Origin of the sequence: Arthrobacter sp. Br18 (genome assembly GCF_000520555.1) — a bacterium.
Classification (GTDB): Bacteria; Actinomycetota; Actinomycetes; order Actinomycetales; family Micrococcaceae; genus Arthrobacter_D.
The window spans coordinates 20,538-35,022 of record NZ_KI914871.1; the positions used below are offsets into that span (position 1 = coordinate 20,538).

Consider the following 14,485-nt stretch of genomic DNA (forward strand, 5'->3'; position numbering starts at 1 on the left):
GCATGGTTGACTGATTCGTACAACGAGGGAGTTGAATCGTGGAATCTGTGTACCAGCACGTCCTTGGCAGGGAATTTCCGAAGCTGCAGCCCGAGCTCCGGGCTTACTTCGGCCTGCACGCCGGCAGCGGCAAGTACGGCATCGGACAGGGCATCTTCGACGTCGCCGGGTGCCCCGCCTGGTTCGCGCGGCCCGCGTTCCGGCTCACCGCGCTGGAGAACGCCTTCTTCCCCGAATATTCCAGCCGGGTGCCGTTCACCATCCGCAACTACCCGCACCTCGACCCCTTCGGGCGCTCCTCGTTGACGGCACGGCGCGAGATCGATTTCGGCACTGCCCTTCGGGTCTTCGAGGACACCACCTCCCTGTCCGACGGGCGGTTGACCGACTATGTCGGCCGCCATCGCCGCATGGCGACAGCGCTCACCTGCTCCGTGAGCGATGACGGACGCATGCGCATGGTGTCCTCGGCCACGCGCATCTACGCCGGTCTCCGCATCCCGGTCCCCGACGCCGTCGGCGCCCTTGCCTTCGTGGAGCAGTGGTGGGACGCCGACGTCGGCCGGTTCCGTATCAGCAGTAGGGTGGTGCACCGTCAGCTGGGAACGCTGCTGGTGTACGCCGGGGCGTTCGACTACAGGCTCGAAGCCTTCGACGGCACACTGCCGCCGGAGGCGCAGCCACGGCGGTGGGAGGAACGCACCTAGCCCTCCGCGCGCACCTGGTTCAGGGCGTCCGCCGCCTGGGTGAGCCGGGTCAGGGCGAGCCGGGCCGTCGCCGGACTCAACCGGGCCAGGCTGCCGTCGGGCACGAGGGTCAGGGCGCCGAGCGCCGAAAGCGGCAGCCCGATACGCCGCCACGGATCCAGGATGCAGTTCACAAGGGCACTCACCTGCGGGAGGGGCTCGGCCGCAGGCAACACTGAGGTCCAGAGCTCCCTGCCCGCCTCCACGGCCTCCGCCAACCGCTCCCACTGCCTGCCGCTGATGCCCGGAACGCCCAGGCAGAGGGCTTCCGCCGGGCTGGACAGTGCAGCGTCAAGGACGACGTCGTCGGGCGGAAGCGCAAGGACCGTCTGCACGGTACCGGCCGATCTGAGCGCCTCGTGGACAAGGCCCCAGGCATCGGTCGCCTCACGCCGGTCGAGTGCCCGCAGCGTCCGGTACCCGCTCGCCGTGGGAATCCGGCCGGCGAGGATGGCGTCGGCGTCGGGCTCGTCCAGTTGCACGACGACGGCGGCACCCCGCGAGACGGCCGCGACGCGCTGTACCAGCCGTGCGGCTCCCACGGCCAGCGACTCGTAGATCTCCCGCCGGGCACCGGAATCGAGCAGCGCGCGCTCGCCGGCGTGCAGGTGTACGTTCGCGGCCAGTGACAGTGGCCCCCGGAGGTGGATCTTGATCCGGCCGGCCGGTGCCTCCTCGGCTCCGGCGATATCCCCGAGGGCGTTGATGTCGGAGGACAGCGCGGACTCCGCCCTGCGCTGGTCCTTGCCGGGGTGCGCCACCAGGCGCCACCCGTGCGGCTGGAGGTCGAACGGCAGCTCGACCAGCATGGCCAGTGTCCGCCCCAGGGCGTCGCTGCCCGGTCCGCGGTCGGGCAGTGCCGCCAGAAAGGGTAGGTGGGGGTTGCCGAGCTCGCCCCGGATGACCCGCTCTGCCTCGAAGGGATCGGACCCCGGCCATTCACCGAGCGCGGTTGCCGTTACTTCGGAGGTCGAAGGTTCAGCTTCCACGATGCCCTCCGGGACGGCCGGCGGTGCTGTCGCTGTCCCGGGGGATACCGCTGGGAGCTCCGGGGACACTGTCGGGGACACCGTCGGGGACGTCGGCGAGGCCGCTGCCGGATCCGTTTTCGGAACCACTGTTGATATCGGGGTCGTCGGTGAGGCCGTTTTCGGAATCGTTTTCGAGGCCGCTGTTGGTAGCGGGGCCGTTATCAGGGCCTCCGCCGGGGCCGTTTATCGAGAATTCCGGATTCGCGGCAACCCGCGCGTTGCGGGTCTCGGAGATGGCCTGATGGTGCCGGATGACCTCGGAGATGATGAAGTTCAGGAACTTCTCCGCGAAGGCCGGATCGAGGTGGGCTTCCGCAGCGAGCGCGCGGAGCCGGGCGATCTGGGATGCCTCCCGGTCAGGGTCTCCCGCGGGCAGGCGGTGTTCCGCCTTGAGGTGGCCGACGCGCTGTGTGGCTTTGAAGCGCTCGGCGAGGAGATACACCAGTGTTGCATCGATGTTGTCGATGCTGCTGCGAACCGAGAAGAGTTCGGCCAGAACCTCCGGCGCCACATCCCCGGACAGGGAGCTCGCCGTCGGATCGAAGCCGCTGTTGGTATCAGACATGCACCCAGTCAAGCAGATGGAAACCGGCGCCAGCCAACTGCGGGTCCCGCCCGGCCTCAGTGTCCGGGCATGGCGGGCTCGGGCCGGAGGGCTGACCTGGCCATGTCGATGGTGGCCTGGCCGAGGACACGCGACCCCTGATACAGCACCACGGTCTGCCCGGGCGCAACGCCGCGCATCGGTTCGGTCAGCTGGACGACCAGCTCCTGCGTTCCGTCCGGCGAGCGGCCGACATGGGCCCGCGCGTCGACCGGATCTCCGTGCGCCCGGACCTGTGCCATGCAGTCGAATTCGGTGCCGGTCCCGACCTCCGGAAGCGGCACGCCGGCCCACGACACCTTGATGCCCCGCATCTCGTCAATCGCGAGCAGGTGCTCAGGGCCCACCACCACCGTATTGTCCTTCGGCCGGATCTCCAGGACGAAGCGCGGCTTGCCGTCGGCGGCGGGCGTGCCGAGCTTCAGGCCCCTGCGCTGCCCGACGGTGAAGGCATTCGCTCCCGGATGACTGCCGATGGTCGCGCCGTCGACGTCGAGAATGCTGCCCTCGCTCATGTCGATGCGCTCCTCAAGCCAGCCGCGGGTGTCACCGTCGGGGATGAAGCAGATGTCGTGGCTGTCCGGCTTGTTGGCCACCGACAGTCCGCGCCGCTCGGCTTCGGCCCGCACCTCGGCTTTCGACGGCGTTTCCGCGAGCGGGAACATCGAGTGCTTCAGCTGCTCGTGGGTCAGGACGCCGAGGACGTAGGACTGGTCCTTCGCCCAGTCCGCCGCCCGATGCAGCTCGGGGTTGCCTTCCGCATCATCGACCACCTTTGCGTAGTGCCCGGTGCAGACGGCGTCGAATCCGAGGGCGATCGCTTTCTCGAGCAGGGCCGCGAATTTGATGCGCTCGTTGCACCTCATGCAGGGGTTCGGCGTGCGCCCCGCAGCGTATTCCGCAACGAAGTCGTCCACCACGTCAGCCTTGAAGCGCTCGGAGAAGTCCCAGACGTAGTAGGGAATCCCGAGGATGTCACAGGCGCGCCAGGCGTCGCGGGAGTCCTCGATCGTGCAGCACCCCCGGCTCCCGGTGCGCAGCGTTCCGGGCATGCGGGACAACGCCAGGTGGACCCCGACGACGTCGTGCCCGGCGTCCACCGCGCGCGCCGCAGCGACCGCCGAATCGACCCCGCCGCTCATGGCTGCCAGTACCTTCATGAAAAACCTGTTCCTGCCGTTCGAATGGATGATGCGGAGGCGGCCATACCCGCCGCCCGGGCGCGCTCGTAGGCTGCCGGGAGCGCCGCCACCACTGCGTCAACGTCCTCGGGGGTCGATGTATGCCCGAGGCTGAACCGCTGTGCGCCCCTCGCTTGGTCCTCGGGAAGGCCCATGGCCAGGAGAACATGGGATGGGCGGGGCACGCCTGCAGTGCAGGCCGACCCCGTGGAGGACTCGATGCCCGCAAGGTCGAGCAGGAACAGCAGCGAGTCGCCCTCACACCCCGGGAACGTGAAATGGGCGTTCCCCGGGAGCCTCGCGCCGGCGGGGGCAGGGTGGGGTACGCCGCGCAGCACGGCGTCGGGGACCTCCCGCAGCACGCCCTGGATGAGGCGGTTCCGGAGCGCCTCGATGCGTGCGGCCTCTGCCGGCAGGTGCGCGACGACGTCGTCCGCCGCCGCCGCGAACGCAGCGATGCCGGCACGGTCGAGGGTTCCCGACCTGACATCGCGCTCCTGGCCGCCGCCGTGCTGCACTGGAGTCAGCTTGACGGACCGACCGACGAACAGGGCACCTACCCCCACCGGCCCGCCGATCTTGTGGGCGCTGACGGCCATGGTGGCCAGTCCCGAGTCCGCGAAGGACACAGGAAGGGAACCGAATGCCTGGACGGCGTCGGAGTGGACCGGGACGCCGTACGCCGCTGCCGCGGAAGTGATGTCCGTGATTCCCTGGACTGTACCCACCTCGTTGTTGGCCCACATCACGCTCACCAGGGCTATCGACCCGGAATCGGCTGCGAGCTCGGCGCGCAGCGCCTCCACCGACACCACGCCGTGCCCGTCCACCGGCAGCCATGTCACCCGCGCACCCTCGTGGCGCTCCAGCCATTCGACGGTGTCCTGGACGGCGGGGTGTTCGATCGGGGAGCACAGGATGCGCGTGCGCCGCCGATCCTCGTCACGCTGCGCCCAGAACAGGCCCTTCACCGCGAGGTTATCGGCTTCGGTTCCTCCCGAGGTGAAGATCACCTCCGAGGCGTGGGCGCCGGCGGCACGGGCGAGAGTCTCCCGGGCGTCCTCCACGATCCGCCGGGCACGGCGTCCTGAGCCGTGCAGGGACGAGGGATTGCCGCTGCGGGAAAGTTCGAGTGTGAGGGCGGCGAGCGCGGGCGGCGAGATCGGCGTAGTCGCCGCGTGGTCAAGGTACGCGGGCATCCTGCAATTCTACCGGTGCGGCGGATGCGCCGAGTCGGGGAACCGGCAGCCCTTCCCTGCTTCCTCTGGTAGAACTAGCCTGTGGACAGGCAAGCAGTACCTCAGCTCCCGGCGAGGCCGACCCGGAGCATCGAGCCCCGGGGCATGCAGACCCCTGCTGTGCGGACCCCGACAGGCATGTTCGTCCCGGATCTGCGGCATCCGGTCCACTCCTTCGGCGCCAGGGTGCTGGACTTCGACCGGCAGGTGGCGCTGATGGCGGTGATCAACCGCACTCCCGACTCGTTCTACGACGCCGGCGCCACGTTCGCCCTGGACGCAGCGATCGAGGCGTCCCTGACGGCGGTCGCCGAGGGCGCGGACTGGATCGACATCGGCGGCGCGCCCTTCGCACCCGGTTCTCCGGTTTCGGCACGGGAGGAGGCCGCGCGGATAGTCCCGGTCATCGCGGCGGTGCGCAAGGTCTCCGACGTCATCATCTCCGCCGACACCTTCCTCCCGGCGGTCGCCGACGCCGCCCTCGCCGCCGGTGCGAACGTCATCAACGACACCACCGGGCTTCGGAACCCGGGGCTGGCCGCGGTGGTGGCCGCAGCCGGCGCCCATCTCGTCATCACGCACAGTCTCGCCGAGCCCCGCACTGTGTACCCGCGGCCGACGTACGACGACGTCGCCCGCGACGTCACGGAGTTCCTCCTGCGGAAGGTGGACGAGGCCGTTGCCCTGGGGATCAGCGAGGACCGCATCCTCCTCGATCCCGGGCACGATCTGAACAAGAACACCCTCCACTCGCTGGAAATCACCCGGCGGTTCTCCGAGATCGCCTCGCTGGGATTTCCCACGCTCGCGGCGGTGTCGAACAAGGACTTCATCGGCGAGACCCTGAACCGGCCCAAGCGCGAGCGGACCGAAGGATCGCTTGCGGCCGCGGTGATCTGCATCCTCGGCGGCGCACGGGTGGTGCGGATGCACGATGTCGCGGCATCGCGCGCCGCGATCAACCTCACCGAAGCGGTGTTCGGCTGGAGGCAGCCCGCCTACCTGCGCCACAACATGGGCAGCATCAACGAACCGGCAGCCCCATGATCACCTCGCTCCTGCCCGGCGGATCCGGCGCCCTGACCGATGCCGACCTGCTGCGCCTCTACGCCTACCCCGCTCAGGGGTCGTCCGCTGGAGGTTCTTCCGACACGAAAGCCCCGTACCTGCGGTTCAACTTCGTGGCCGCGGCGGACGGTGCAGCAACGAGCAACGGCCTCTCGGCCGGTCTCGGGAACGACGGCGACAAACGCATCTTCGGCCTGTTGCGCCGACTCGCCGACATCATCCTGGTCGGTGCAGGCACCATCCGCGCCGAAGGATACGGGGGCTCGCTGGTCGATGATGAAGGCCAGGCATGGCGAACCGCGCGCGGTCTCGCGCCGCACCCGGCGGTGGGCATCATCTCCGGCTCACTGAACCTCGACCCCTCCAGCGGGCTGTTTGCACGGTCGCCGGTGCGCCCGTTGATCTTCACGGGCGCCTCGGCCCCCAGCGCGCAGCGGGATGCCCTGTCCCGCGTCGCCGACGTCGTGGTGTGCGGCGCCGAATCCGTTGAGACTCCAGCCCTACTGGAGGTTCTCGCAGGTCGCTCGCTCCCCAACGTCCTCTGCGAGGGCGGCCCCGCAGTACTGGGTGCCATGACGGCGTCGGACGCCGTGGACGACCTGTGCCTCTCCATCAGCCCAGTCCTTGCCGGCGGCGAAGGGCCCCGTATCTCCGTGGGTCAGGCCCCGGCCGGCCCGGTGGCCCTTTCCCTTGCCTCGCTCCTGACGGAGGATTCAGCCCTGTACATTCGATATGTGAAGGCGCAAGCCTAGCGCCGGACAAGCTGGAACCAGACGCTGTCGCACCATCGGAAAGGGAGCACCATGCCGGACGCCTCGGGCGCGTCGTTCTACGATCTTCTGGGTGTGGCTCCCGGTGCAACGGACAAACAGATCAAGGACGCCTACCGCCGTGCGGCGCGTGCCTCCCATCCCGACCTCGGCGGAAGCGACGAACTTTTCCACTCGGTCGCGGTTGCCTACGAGACACTGGGCAATCCTGCCCGCCGGCAGAGATATGATGCGGGCAACGGGACACGGAGCCCCGCCCGGACGGCGGCCGCATGGCCACGGCCCGGAAACGCGCCGCCCCGCGCTGAAGCACCCCGCACCCCCGGCACGTCGGCCGGCGGCAACGCCGAGGCAGCGGCAGCACCTCCGGAGTACCTCCCACCGTTCTCGCCTGCAGAGCCACCAGGAGTGCCGCTCATCCTTGCCGGGCGGCAACTGCACGGGGCGCCCCGTCAACCCGGGATCTTCGGCAGGATGGCCGGTGCTGCGCGGGCACGGGTCGAGGGCGAATCGCGGACGTCGGTGATTCTGGAGCAAGCCCTGCTGCCGACGTATCCCGCAGCCCGCCTGGTGAACGGGCTGAAGTTCCCGAACAGGACCGAGACCACCGCCGGCCATGCGGTCCTCGGCGGCTACCGGATCGCCGTGCTCGACTCCTTTGCTGCCACGCCGGGGAATTTCGACTGGGACGGCCGGACCCTGCGACACCAGGGCAGGACCGTCCAGGATCTCGGCATGCTGAACACCGTCCGTGAGATGCAGGACCTTTTCCCCGAATGCAACGTCAGCGGCTGGATCGTCGTCCACGGGGCGAGGGACAACCCGTTCGACCCCGTGATCGACAGTCCGCCGTCGTTCGACAAATCGGCGCCCTCTGTTGTCCAGGTGGTGAACGCGGGAACCATGGTCCGCACCATCCGGTCCTTCCTCACCGCCGGGCCGCAACCGAACGTGGTTCAGCTCCCTGTCCTCGCGAGACTGCTCAGCGCCGCAGGGAACTAGTGCCGCCCGGAATCAGGGCCGCAGGGAACCAGGGCCGCCAGAAGCTAGGATGGAGCAGTGCTCCGCATCGTCTTCCACTCCCCCGAAATCCCCGGGAACACCGGCAACACCATCCGCCTCGCCGCGGTGGCGGGAGCCCGGCTGCACCTGGTCGAACCCCTCGGTTTCAGCCTGGACGATTCCAAGCTGCGCAGGGCCGGACTGGACTACCACGATCTCACCGTCCTCACCGTGCATCCATCCCTTGCTGCAGCGTGGGAGAGCCTCGAGCCGGAGCGCGTTTTCGCCTTCACCTCCGACGGCGAGGTGACCTACACCGATATCCAGTACCGTGCCTCGGATATCCTGCTGTTCGGACCGGAATCCATGGGGTTGGATGAGGACGTCAAGAACGACCCCCACGTGAGCGCACGGGTGAGGGTGCCCATGCTCGAATCCCGCCGGTCGCTCAATCTCGCCAACACCGCCTCGATCGCACTCTATGAAGCCTGGCGGCAGCACGGGTTCAATGGGGCAGTCCTGAGCAAGCACCAAGGAGAGCAACGATGACAGCACGCTTTGCACCTCTTGCGCCCGACGGCGGTGCTGAGGATTTCGACCGGCTGGCACCGGCGCTGTGGAACACGGTGGGCAACGCAGTGGTCGCTGCTGCCGACGTCCTCCTGGGAGAGCGGGTGCTCGACGTGTATGCGGGGACCGGGAGCGCAACGATTCCCGCCGCCCAGCTCGCCGGCCCGGCCGGCAGGGTCGACGCCGTGGATTCCTCCGGCCCGATGCTGGATTTTGCGCGCAGCAAGGCTGAAGCGATGGGTCTGGAGAACATCGGATTCAGCGCGCAGGATCTGATGGAGTTTTCCGGGAACCTGCCCTACGACGCCGTCCTCTGCTGCTACGGCCTCTTCCATGCACCCGACATGTCGGCAGCAACCCTGCAGATCTCATCACTGCTGCACCCGGACGGCCGTCTTGCCCTGAGCACCTGGGACCAGGAAGCGCTCCAACCCTTCGAAACGCTGCTGCTGGAGGCGTGTGAAGCGGAAGCGCCGAACTCCACGCCGGTTCGTCCGGGGTCGTTCATCTCCAACCGGCGGGAGCTGACCGGTGAGGAACGCTTGCGAGCGTGGCTCGGCCGCCGGAGTTTCACCCGGATCACTGTGGAGAAACTCGCGCTTGCCGTGCCGCTCGATGCTGACGCGGCCTGGTCACTGGTGCTCGGAAGCGGCTACCGCGGTATTCTTCCGAGCGATCCGGCGGCCATCGACCGCGTCCGTACACGTTTCCTGCGGGATCTCGGTGCCGGATTCGTCCTCAGGGCCGATTCCCTCATCGCCGTGGCGCGACGGTAGGCACATCGGGTGGTGTGCGTTCCCATCCGACCGGTGCTGTGCTCCGAATGATCACTGACACAACGGTGTTGACCGTGACCACACGGTGTCCATGCGGGTCGATGAAAGCGGTGAAGCGGGTGAAGGAATTGTCAGGTTCCCTATCCCCAGTGCGCCGCCCGGAGTCCAGCCATGTTCGGATACGGAGCCGGCGAGCTTTATGCTTGGATCCTATGGACACGCCACGAACTAGCCGGGTAACCCCTCTGGACGCCGAGGCGCGCGAGCCACGGGCTGACTCCGGCGCCGGCCCCACCCTGACGGATCTCCTGCTGCGGATCGCGCACCAGGACACCGACGCCTTCGCCTCCTTCTACGCGCAGACGTCACGGCGGGTCTACGGGCTGGCCCGTCGGGTCCTGATCGATCCCGAACTCAGCGAGGATGCAACACAGGAGGTCTACCTCCAGGTATGGAACAACGCTGACCGTTTCAACCCGGCGGCCGGGAGCCCGATGGCCTGGCTCATGACCCTGGCACACCGGAGGGCGGTGGACAGGGTGCGGTCGGAGCAGAGCTCCACCGACAGGGAGGCCCGGTACGGTGCCGCAACCCAGGTACTGGACCACGACGACGTCGTCGACACCGTTACACAGCGCCTCGAAGCCGAAACGGTAGTGAAGTGTCTCGACACCCTCACCGAAACACAGCAGGAATCGGTCAAGCTTGCCTACTACGGCGGGTTGACCTACCGCGAGGTCGCGGAGAGGCTCGGGGTTGCCGTGCCGACCATCAAATCACGAATCCGCGACGGACTACTTCGACTCAAAGCATGTTTGGGGGTGAACTGAGATGCAGGAACACAACATGAACAGACAATTCGCCGAGGACCTCGAGAGCGATCTGGGCCGCGGCCATGTAGTGGAGTGGGCTGAACTCTATGCCCTCGACGCTCTCGGGGACGACGAGCGTGCCACCATCGACCGATTCCTCGCGGCCGATCCCGCATTGGGCGCAACCTTCGAGGAGCGACTCCGCACGGCCCGCGAGACGATCGCCAGTGCCTATGCGACGGACGAGGCGGAGCCTCCCGCCGGCCTGTTCGACAAGATCCTGCTCCAGTTGCCGGACACCCAGGAGACCGGAAGTCCTTCCCGGCCTTCCAGGTCGGGGCAGTCCTCCCGCCCGGCGGGAAATTCCATCCGGGTCCCGGACACCTCAGGGGGCGCCACCGATGACCTGAGCCGGCGGCGTGAGGCGAAAGCACAGCGGCGTCGGGGCTCGTTTCCCCAGTGGCTGGCAGCGGGTGCCGCCGCCGTCGTCGTGGCCGTCGGAGCAGTCACCATTGGTCAGAGCCTGCAGCCCTCTTTGGAGGAGGAAGTTCTTCAGGCGTCGGACCTCCGCACTGACGAAATTGTGCTCGAGCCGGGTGGGCGAGCCGATCTGGCGGTGTCCCGCGAGGAGAACGCCGCAGTGCTGACACTGACCGGTGTACCGGCTCCTCCCGAAGGATCGGTGTACCAGATGTGGCGGTTGCCCACGGACGGGTCGGCTCCCATTTCCGTCGGAACGATGACGGCCGAGGACGTGGCCGGGTCAAAGGTCACCGCGGTCAGGGACATCGACCGGGTCACCGGTTTTGCCATCACCGTGGAACCCGCGGGTGGATCCACCACGCCGACGCTGCCCGTGGTCGCCGAGATCCCGTTCCAGGTCTAGGCACCTCGGAAGGGTCCAGGCTCCTCGGAAGCCTTTCCCGTCAGAAGCCCGCAATGGTGTCCTCGGTGTTGATCCCCACCCTGTGGAACGCTTCCGCACTGCGCCCCTCGGGCAGTCCTGCGCGCCGCGCATTGGCGGAGAGCATGCGGCGTACGGTGGCGTCCATCCGGCCGATGTCAGGATGCTGGCTCGCGTGGACCCGGATCGCGGCGAGCTTCCGGTCCTCGAATCCCGTGATATCGACGAAATGGTTCTCCAGGTGCCCCGGTCCTCCGAAGAACCACACCCACGGAACCCTGTAGTCGGAGAGGCCGGCGGCCGCCAGCTCGGGGAAGGCGTAGGGATTCTCGGACGCCGGGTACACGGCCCGAGTCACTGCCTCGCCGCAGGCCAGGTGGTCGGGGTGGCTTTTCTGGATGCGGTCCCAGTTCCGCTCGGGGTGCATGGAGATCACGACGTCGGGCCGCACGGACCGGATCTGCTGAACGACACTGCGCACCACATCGGGAGTCGGTTCGAGGAAGCCGTCCCGGTATCCGAGGAACGAGATGTCCTTCACCCCGACGAACCGGGCCGCGGATCGCTGCTCCTCGCGGCGCGTCTCGATGATTCCCGGCCGCTGCTGCTCCGAGAACCCTCCGGCGTCGCCGTCGGTCAGGATGCAGTAGCAGACGGTGATCCCGGCATCGGTCCAGGAGGCGATGGTGCCGGCAGCGCCGAAGTCGATGTCGTCCGGGTGGGCGGCGAAACACAGGACGCGGCGGATGGGAGCGGGGTCACCGGGGAACGCCATCGCTCCTCAGACCCGGCGCTTCCGGATTTCCTCGGTTGCCTGCGGGAGCACTGTGAACAGGTCGCCGACGATCCCGAAGTCGGCGATGTCGAAGACCGGTGAATCGGCGTCCTTGTTCACCGCGACGATCACCTTCGCCGTCTGCATGCCGGCTTTCTGCTGTACCGCCCCCGAGATGCCGGCGGAGATGTAGAGCTGCGGTGAAACTGTCTTCCCCGTCTGGCCGATCTGCGCCGAATGCTCGATCCAGCCGGCGTCGGTGGCGGCGCGGGAGGCTCCGACGGCGCCGCCGAGCGCGTCCGCGAGCTCCTCGAGCGGGGCGAAGTTTCCTTCGACTCCCCGGCCGCCGGCCACGATCACCCGCGCCTCGGTCAGTTCCGGCCTGCCGCTTGCCGGTTTGTCGACCCGGCCCGTGATGCGTGCAGCAGCAGCGGGCAGCGCCGTTCCCACGGAGATGGTGCGCGGGCCGGCAGCGGGGCCCACCTCGGCAGCCTCGAAACTGTTCGGTTTGACCGTGAGCACGGCGGTGTCGGTGGTGACCCTGCACTTCACGGTATAGGAGCCCGCGAAGTCGGATTTCGTGGCGGTGCCGTCCGGATCGAGGGCCACGACGTCGGTGATCACCCCGGCAGCCAGGCGGACGCCGGCGCGGGCGGCGATCTCCTTTTCCTCGTAGGAGTTTCCCAGCAGCACCACCTGCGCCCCGAGCAGACGGACGGCTTCGGCAAGGAACGCCGCTTTTCCTGCCACGAGGTAGGTGCCGAGGTCCGGATCTTCAGGAACATAGCAGGCTTTCACCCCGTAGGAACCCACCCCGTCGAGGTAGGGAGTCCCCGCCTCCGACGCCAGCGCGGCACTGACCTCGCCGAGGCTCGCCGCGAGCGAGAGTAGCTCCCGCTCGCTCTTGTTCAGGGTTGCCCCCGGATTGTCCAGAAAGACCAGTACCGCAGCCATGCGCGGACTCCTTGCGTCAGGATTCGAAGTGGATCAGGTCAGAGCAGCTTGTGGCCGGCAAGGAAATCGACGAGGCGGATGCCGGCGTCCCCCTCGTCAGTAATCACGGTTCCCTGCGACCGCGGCGGCCTCGGCTGGGCATCCTGAACCAGGGTCCAGGACCCTGCGAGCCCGACCTGGTCGGCGGAAACGCCGATGTCTCCCAATGCGAGGGTGTCGAGCGGCTTCTTCTTCGCCGCCATGATCCCCTTGAAGTTGGGATACCGGGGCTCATTGATCTGGTCGGTCACCGACACGATCGCCGGGAGGGATGACTCGAGCGTCTCGGAATAGGTGTCACCGTCGCGGCGCGCGGTCAGCGTCCACCCGCCGGGCCCGCCTGCTACCTCGAGGGACGCGGCGAACGTGACCTGCGGAAGCTGCAGCCGCTCGGCGAGCTGCGCGGGGACGAGGGAGGTTTCGCCGTCGGTTGACGCCATTCCGGTGAGTACCAGGTCGAAGCCGCCGAGGTGGGTCAGCAGGGCCGACAGGGCGAGCGAGGTGGCCGAGGCGTCGGAACCGAGCAGGGCGTCGTCCGTCAGGTGGACGCCCTGGTGCGCACCGATCTGAAGGGCTTTCTTCACCGCACTCACCGCCGCCGGTGGCCCCATGGTCACCGCGGTGATCCGGTGTCCAGCGCTGTCTCCGCCCAGCCCTTCGACGAGCTGAAGGGCTGCCTCAAGCGCATATTCGTCCAGCTCGGAGAGGATGCTCTCGCTGCGCTGGGTGGTGTTGTGCTCACCGCCGATGTGCCGGTCGAACTGCGCGTCCGGTACGTGCTTGACCAGCACCGCAATGTTCAGTCCCGTCGCTGGGGCCTCGTCCATTGGTGACCTTCCGTAAGTGGGGATCTTCCCGGAACCAAGCTAACCATACCGGCGGTTCACCGGGATCCCCGTTGCGGGATCAGGGCGCCGGCACTTCGCCAAGGGTCACATCGACTGTGGTGGGATCGCCGTCCCGCGTCAGTTCGACCGGGACCTCCTGGCCGACCGTCTGCATCCGCACCGCGGCGGTCAGTTCCTTGGGATCACTGATGACGTAGTCGCCGAGCTTCGTGATGACGTCACCCTCGCGCAACCCGGCCTCCGCTGCCGGAGATCCGGCCTCCACCGAAGCCACCTGCGCACCAACCGAGAAGGTTGAACTCTGGCCTGCCTCCCCTGCCGGAGCCGGTTGGACACTGACGCCCAGGAAGCCGTGGGTTGCGGCGCCGTTCTCGATGATCTCCCCGGCGACCCGTTCGGCGTAGTTGATGGGTATCGAGAAGCCGACCCCGATGTTTCCCGAGCTCTCCCCCGAGCCGGCCGAGGCGATTGCGACGTTGACGCCGATGATCCGGCCCTGCGAGTCGACCAGCGCTCCACCGGAGTTGCCCTGGTTGATCGCCGCATCCGTCTGGATCACGTTCAGGAAGATCGAGCCCTGCGACTTTGGCTGCTGCTCAGGCGAGCCCTCGGGTGGGAGGAAGTTGAACCCGTCGCCTTCCTCGCCCTGCGGCGTGTCCGACTGGTCTTCGGGTACCGCTGACGACGCGACGCTGATGGTGCGGTTGAGAGTGGAGACGATGCCGTCGGTCACGGTTCCACTGAGTCCGAGTGGAGCGCCGATGGCGATGGCGGTGTCCCCGACATTCAACTCATCCGAGTTGCCGAGCGTGGCAGGAGTCAGGTCAGGGGCATCAGTCTTGATGACCGCCAGGTCGGAGAGCGGGTCGGTTCCCACGATCTCGGCGGGAAAGACCCGCCCGTCGTTCAACTGCACCTCGATGCTCGGATCGGCAACCTGCCCACCGAGCGTGACGACGTGGGTGTTCGTCAGGATGTGCCCGTCGTCATCGAGGATGATGCCTGATCCTGACCCGCCCGAGCCGCCGCCGCTCACGGCGATCTCCACCACGCTGGGAGACGCCGTCACCGCTGCACCCGTGATCTCGTTGACGCTGTCGGTATTGTTCACGACGATGGACTCGCTCGCTCCGGCGGGTGCGTTCGACGCCGGAGCGCCGTCGTCCA

Annotated in this window: 15 protein-coding genes and 1 pseudogene; 8 read left to right on the plus strand and 8 right to left on the minus strand. The window is 67.8% G+C overall.

The features are described 5' to 3' along the window. Window positions 1–38: 38 nt before the first annotated feature. Entirely contained in the window at window positions 39–707 is a 669-nt protein-coding gene (locus Y704_RS0111755; RefSeq protein WP_343212842.1) for a DUF4166 domain-containing protein, read from the plus strand. On the opposite strand, the gene Y704_RS0111760 is transcribed toward Y704_RS0111755, so the two are convergent. The 4 genes and pseudogenes from Y704_RS0111760 to Y704_RS0111775 form a co-directional block, all read right to left on the minus strand. After that, window positions 704–1,735 carry a uroporphyrinogen decarboxylase/cobalamine-independent methonine synthase family protein gene (locus Y704_RS0111760; RefSeq protein WP_026550267.1) on the minus strand — a complete coding sequence of 344 codons (1,032 nt, stop codon included), beginning with the start codon at window positions 1,733–1,735 and terminating at the stop codon, window positions 704–706. The two genes, Y704_RS0111755 and Y704_RS0111760, sit on opposite strands and share 4 nt — an antisense overlap. 268 nt (window positions 1,736–2,003) lie before the next feature. After that, window positions 2,004–2,342: pseudogene (locus Y704_RS20840) on the minus strand (chorismate mutase); the annotation flags it as partial. A gap of 56 nt (window positions 2,343–2,398) precedes the next feature. After that, entirely contained in the window at window positions 2,399–3,541 is a 1,143-nt protein-coding gene (mnmA, locus tag Y704_RS0111770; protein WP_026550268.1) for a tRNA 2-thiouridine(34) synthase MnmA, read from the minus strand. Next, window positions 3,538–4,761 (minus strand): cysteine desulfurase family protein, encoded by a 1,224-nt coding sequence (locus Y704_RS0111775; protein WP_026550269.1) that lies wholly within the window; start codon window positions 4,759–4,761, stop codon window positions 3,538–3,540. Before Y704_RS0111775 ends, mnmA begins: the two co-directional genes overlap by 4 nt. A 144-nt stretch (window positions 4,762–4,905) precedes the next feature. Here Y704_RS0111775 and folP point away from each other — a divergent pair, with 144 nt between their 5' ends. From folP to Y704_RS0111810, 7 genes are all read left to right on the plus strand, one after another. Continuing rightward, window positions 4,906–5,847, plus strand: coding sequence for a dihydropteroate synthase (folP, locus tag Y704_RS0111780; protein ID WP_051476980.1), 942 nt, complete (start codon window positions 4,906–4,908; stop codon window positions 5,845–5,847). After that, window positions 5,844–6,620, plus strand: a complete 777-nt coding sequence (locus tag Y704_RS0111785) for a pyrimidine reductase family protein (RefSeq protein WP_026550271.1) — start codon at window positions 5,844–5,846, stop codon at window positions 6,618–6,620. The genes folP and Y704_RS0111785 overlap by 4 nt, the downstream gene beginning before the upstream one ends. Window positions 6,621–6,671: 51 nt before the next feature. Continuing rightward, window positions 6,672–7,640: a J domain-containing protein gene (locus Y704_RS0111790; protein ID WP_026550272.1), complete on the plus strand. Its 969-nt coding sequence runs from the start codon at window positions 6,672–6,674 to the stop codon at window positions 7,638–7,640. 57 nt (window positions 7,641–7,697) lie between these two features. Then, window positions 7,698–8,189, plus strand: a complete 492-nt coding sequence (locus tag Y704_RS0111795) for a tRNA (cytidine(34)-2'-O)-methyltransferase (protein WP_026550273.1) — start codon at window positions 7,698–7,700, stop codon at window positions 8,187–8,189. Then, entirely contained in the window at window positions 8,186–8,986 is an 801-nt protein-coding gene (locus Y704_RS20845; RefSeq protein ID WP_051476981.1) for a class I SAM-dependent methyltransferase, read from the plus strand. Before Y704_RS0111795 ends, Y704_RS20845 begins: the two co-directional genes overlap by 4 nt. A 212-nt stretch (window positions 8,987–9,198) precedes the next feature. Continuing rightward, window positions 9,199–9,816, plus strand: a complete 618-nt coding sequence (gene sigK, locus Y704_RS0111805) for an ECF RNA polymerase sigma factor SigK (protein ID WP_026550274.1) — start codon at window positions 9,199–9,201, stop codon at window positions 9,814–9,816. A 16-nt stretch (window positions 9,817–9,832) separates the two neighbouring features. Next, on the plus strand, window positions 9,833–10,684 hold the full coding sequence (locus Y704_RS0111810) for an anti-sigma factor (protein ID WP_026550275.1): 852 nt from the start codon (window positions 9,833–9,835) through the stop codon (window positions 10,682–10,684). Between the two features lie 40 nt (window positions 10,685–10,724). Here the strand turns inward: Y704_RS0111810 and Y704_RS0111815 are convergent, their stop codons facing one another. The 4 genes from Y704_RS0111815 to Y704_RS0111830 all read right to left on the minus strand — a co-directional run. Further along, window positions 10,725–11,477 (minus strand): PIG-L deacetylase family protein, encoded by a 753-nt coding sequence (locus Y704_RS0111815; protein WP_026550276.1) that lies wholly within the window; start codon window positions 11,475–11,477, stop codon window positions 10,725–10,727. A gap of 6 nt (window positions 11,478–11,483) precedes the next feature. Next, window positions 11,484–12,431 (minus strand): electron transfer flavoprotein subunit alpha/FixB family protein, encoded by a 948-nt coding sequence (locus Y704_RS0111820; protein WP_026550277.1) that lies wholly within the window; start codon window positions 12,429–12,431, stop codon window positions 11,484–11,486. Between the two features lie 38 nt (window positions 12,432–12,469). After that, entirely contained in the window at window positions 12,470–13,297 is an 828-nt protein-coding gene (locus Y704_RS0111825) for an electron transfer flavoprotein subunit beta/FixA family protein (protein WP_026550278.1), read from the minus strand. A gap of 79 nt (window positions 13,298–13,376) precedes the next feature. Next, window positions 13,377–14,485, minus strand: a 1,109-nt coding sequence (locus Y704_RS0111830; RefSeq protein ID WP_026550279.1) for a S1C family serine protease, incomplete at its 5' end; no start/stop codon positions are given.

What these genes read in the sequence shown, in the direction of transcription:
- Y704_RS0111775 (WP_026550269.1), bottom strand. Translation starts at nt 4,761, where the DNA reads ATGCCCGCGTACCTTGACCACGCGGCGACTACGCCGATCTCGCCGCCC.
- Y704_RS0111810 (WP_026550275.1), top strand. Translation starts at nt 9,833, where the DNA reads ATGAACAGACAATTCGCCGAGGACCTCGAGAGCGATCTGGGCCGCGGC.
- Y704_RS0111790 (WP_026550272.1), top strand. Translation starts at nt 6,672, where the DNA reads ATGCCGGACGCCTCGGGCGCGTCGTTCTACGATCTTCTGGGTGTGGCT.
- Y704_RS0111820 (WP_026550277.1), bottom strand. Translation starts at nt 12,431, where the DNA reads ATGGCTGCGGTACTGGTCTTTCTGGACAATCCGGGGGCAACCCTGAAC.
- Y704_RS0111825 (WP_026550278.1), bottom strand. Translation starts at nt 13,297, where the DNA reads ATGGACGAGGCCCCAGCGACGGGACTGAACATTGCGGTGCTGGTCAAG.
- Y704_RS0111785 (WP_026550271.1), top strand. Translation starts at nt 5,844, where the DNA reads ATGATCACCTCGCTCCTGCCCGGCGGATCCGGCGCCCTGACCGATGCC.
- folP (WP_051476980.1), top strand. Translation starts at nt 4,906, where the DNA reads ATGCAGACCCCTGCTGTGCGGACCCCGACAGGCATGTTCGTCCCGGAT.
- mnmA (WP_026550268.1), bottom strand. Translation starts at nt 3,541, where the DNA reads ATGAAGGTACTGGCAGCCATGAGCGGCGGGGTCGATTCGGCGGTCGCT.
- Y704_RS20845 (WP_051476981.1), top strand. Translation starts at nt 8,186, where the DNA reads ATGACAGCACGCTTTGCACCTCTTGCGCCCGACGGCGGTGCTGAGGAT.
- Y704_RS0111815 (WP_026550276.1), bottom strand. Translation starts at nt 11,477, where the DNA reads ATGGCGTTCCCCGGTGACCCCGCTCCCATCCGCCGCGTCCTGTGTTTC.
- sigK (WP_026550274.1), top strand. Translation starts at nt 9,199, where the DNA reads ATGGACACGCCACGAACTAGCCGGGTAACCCCTCTGGACGCCGAGGCG.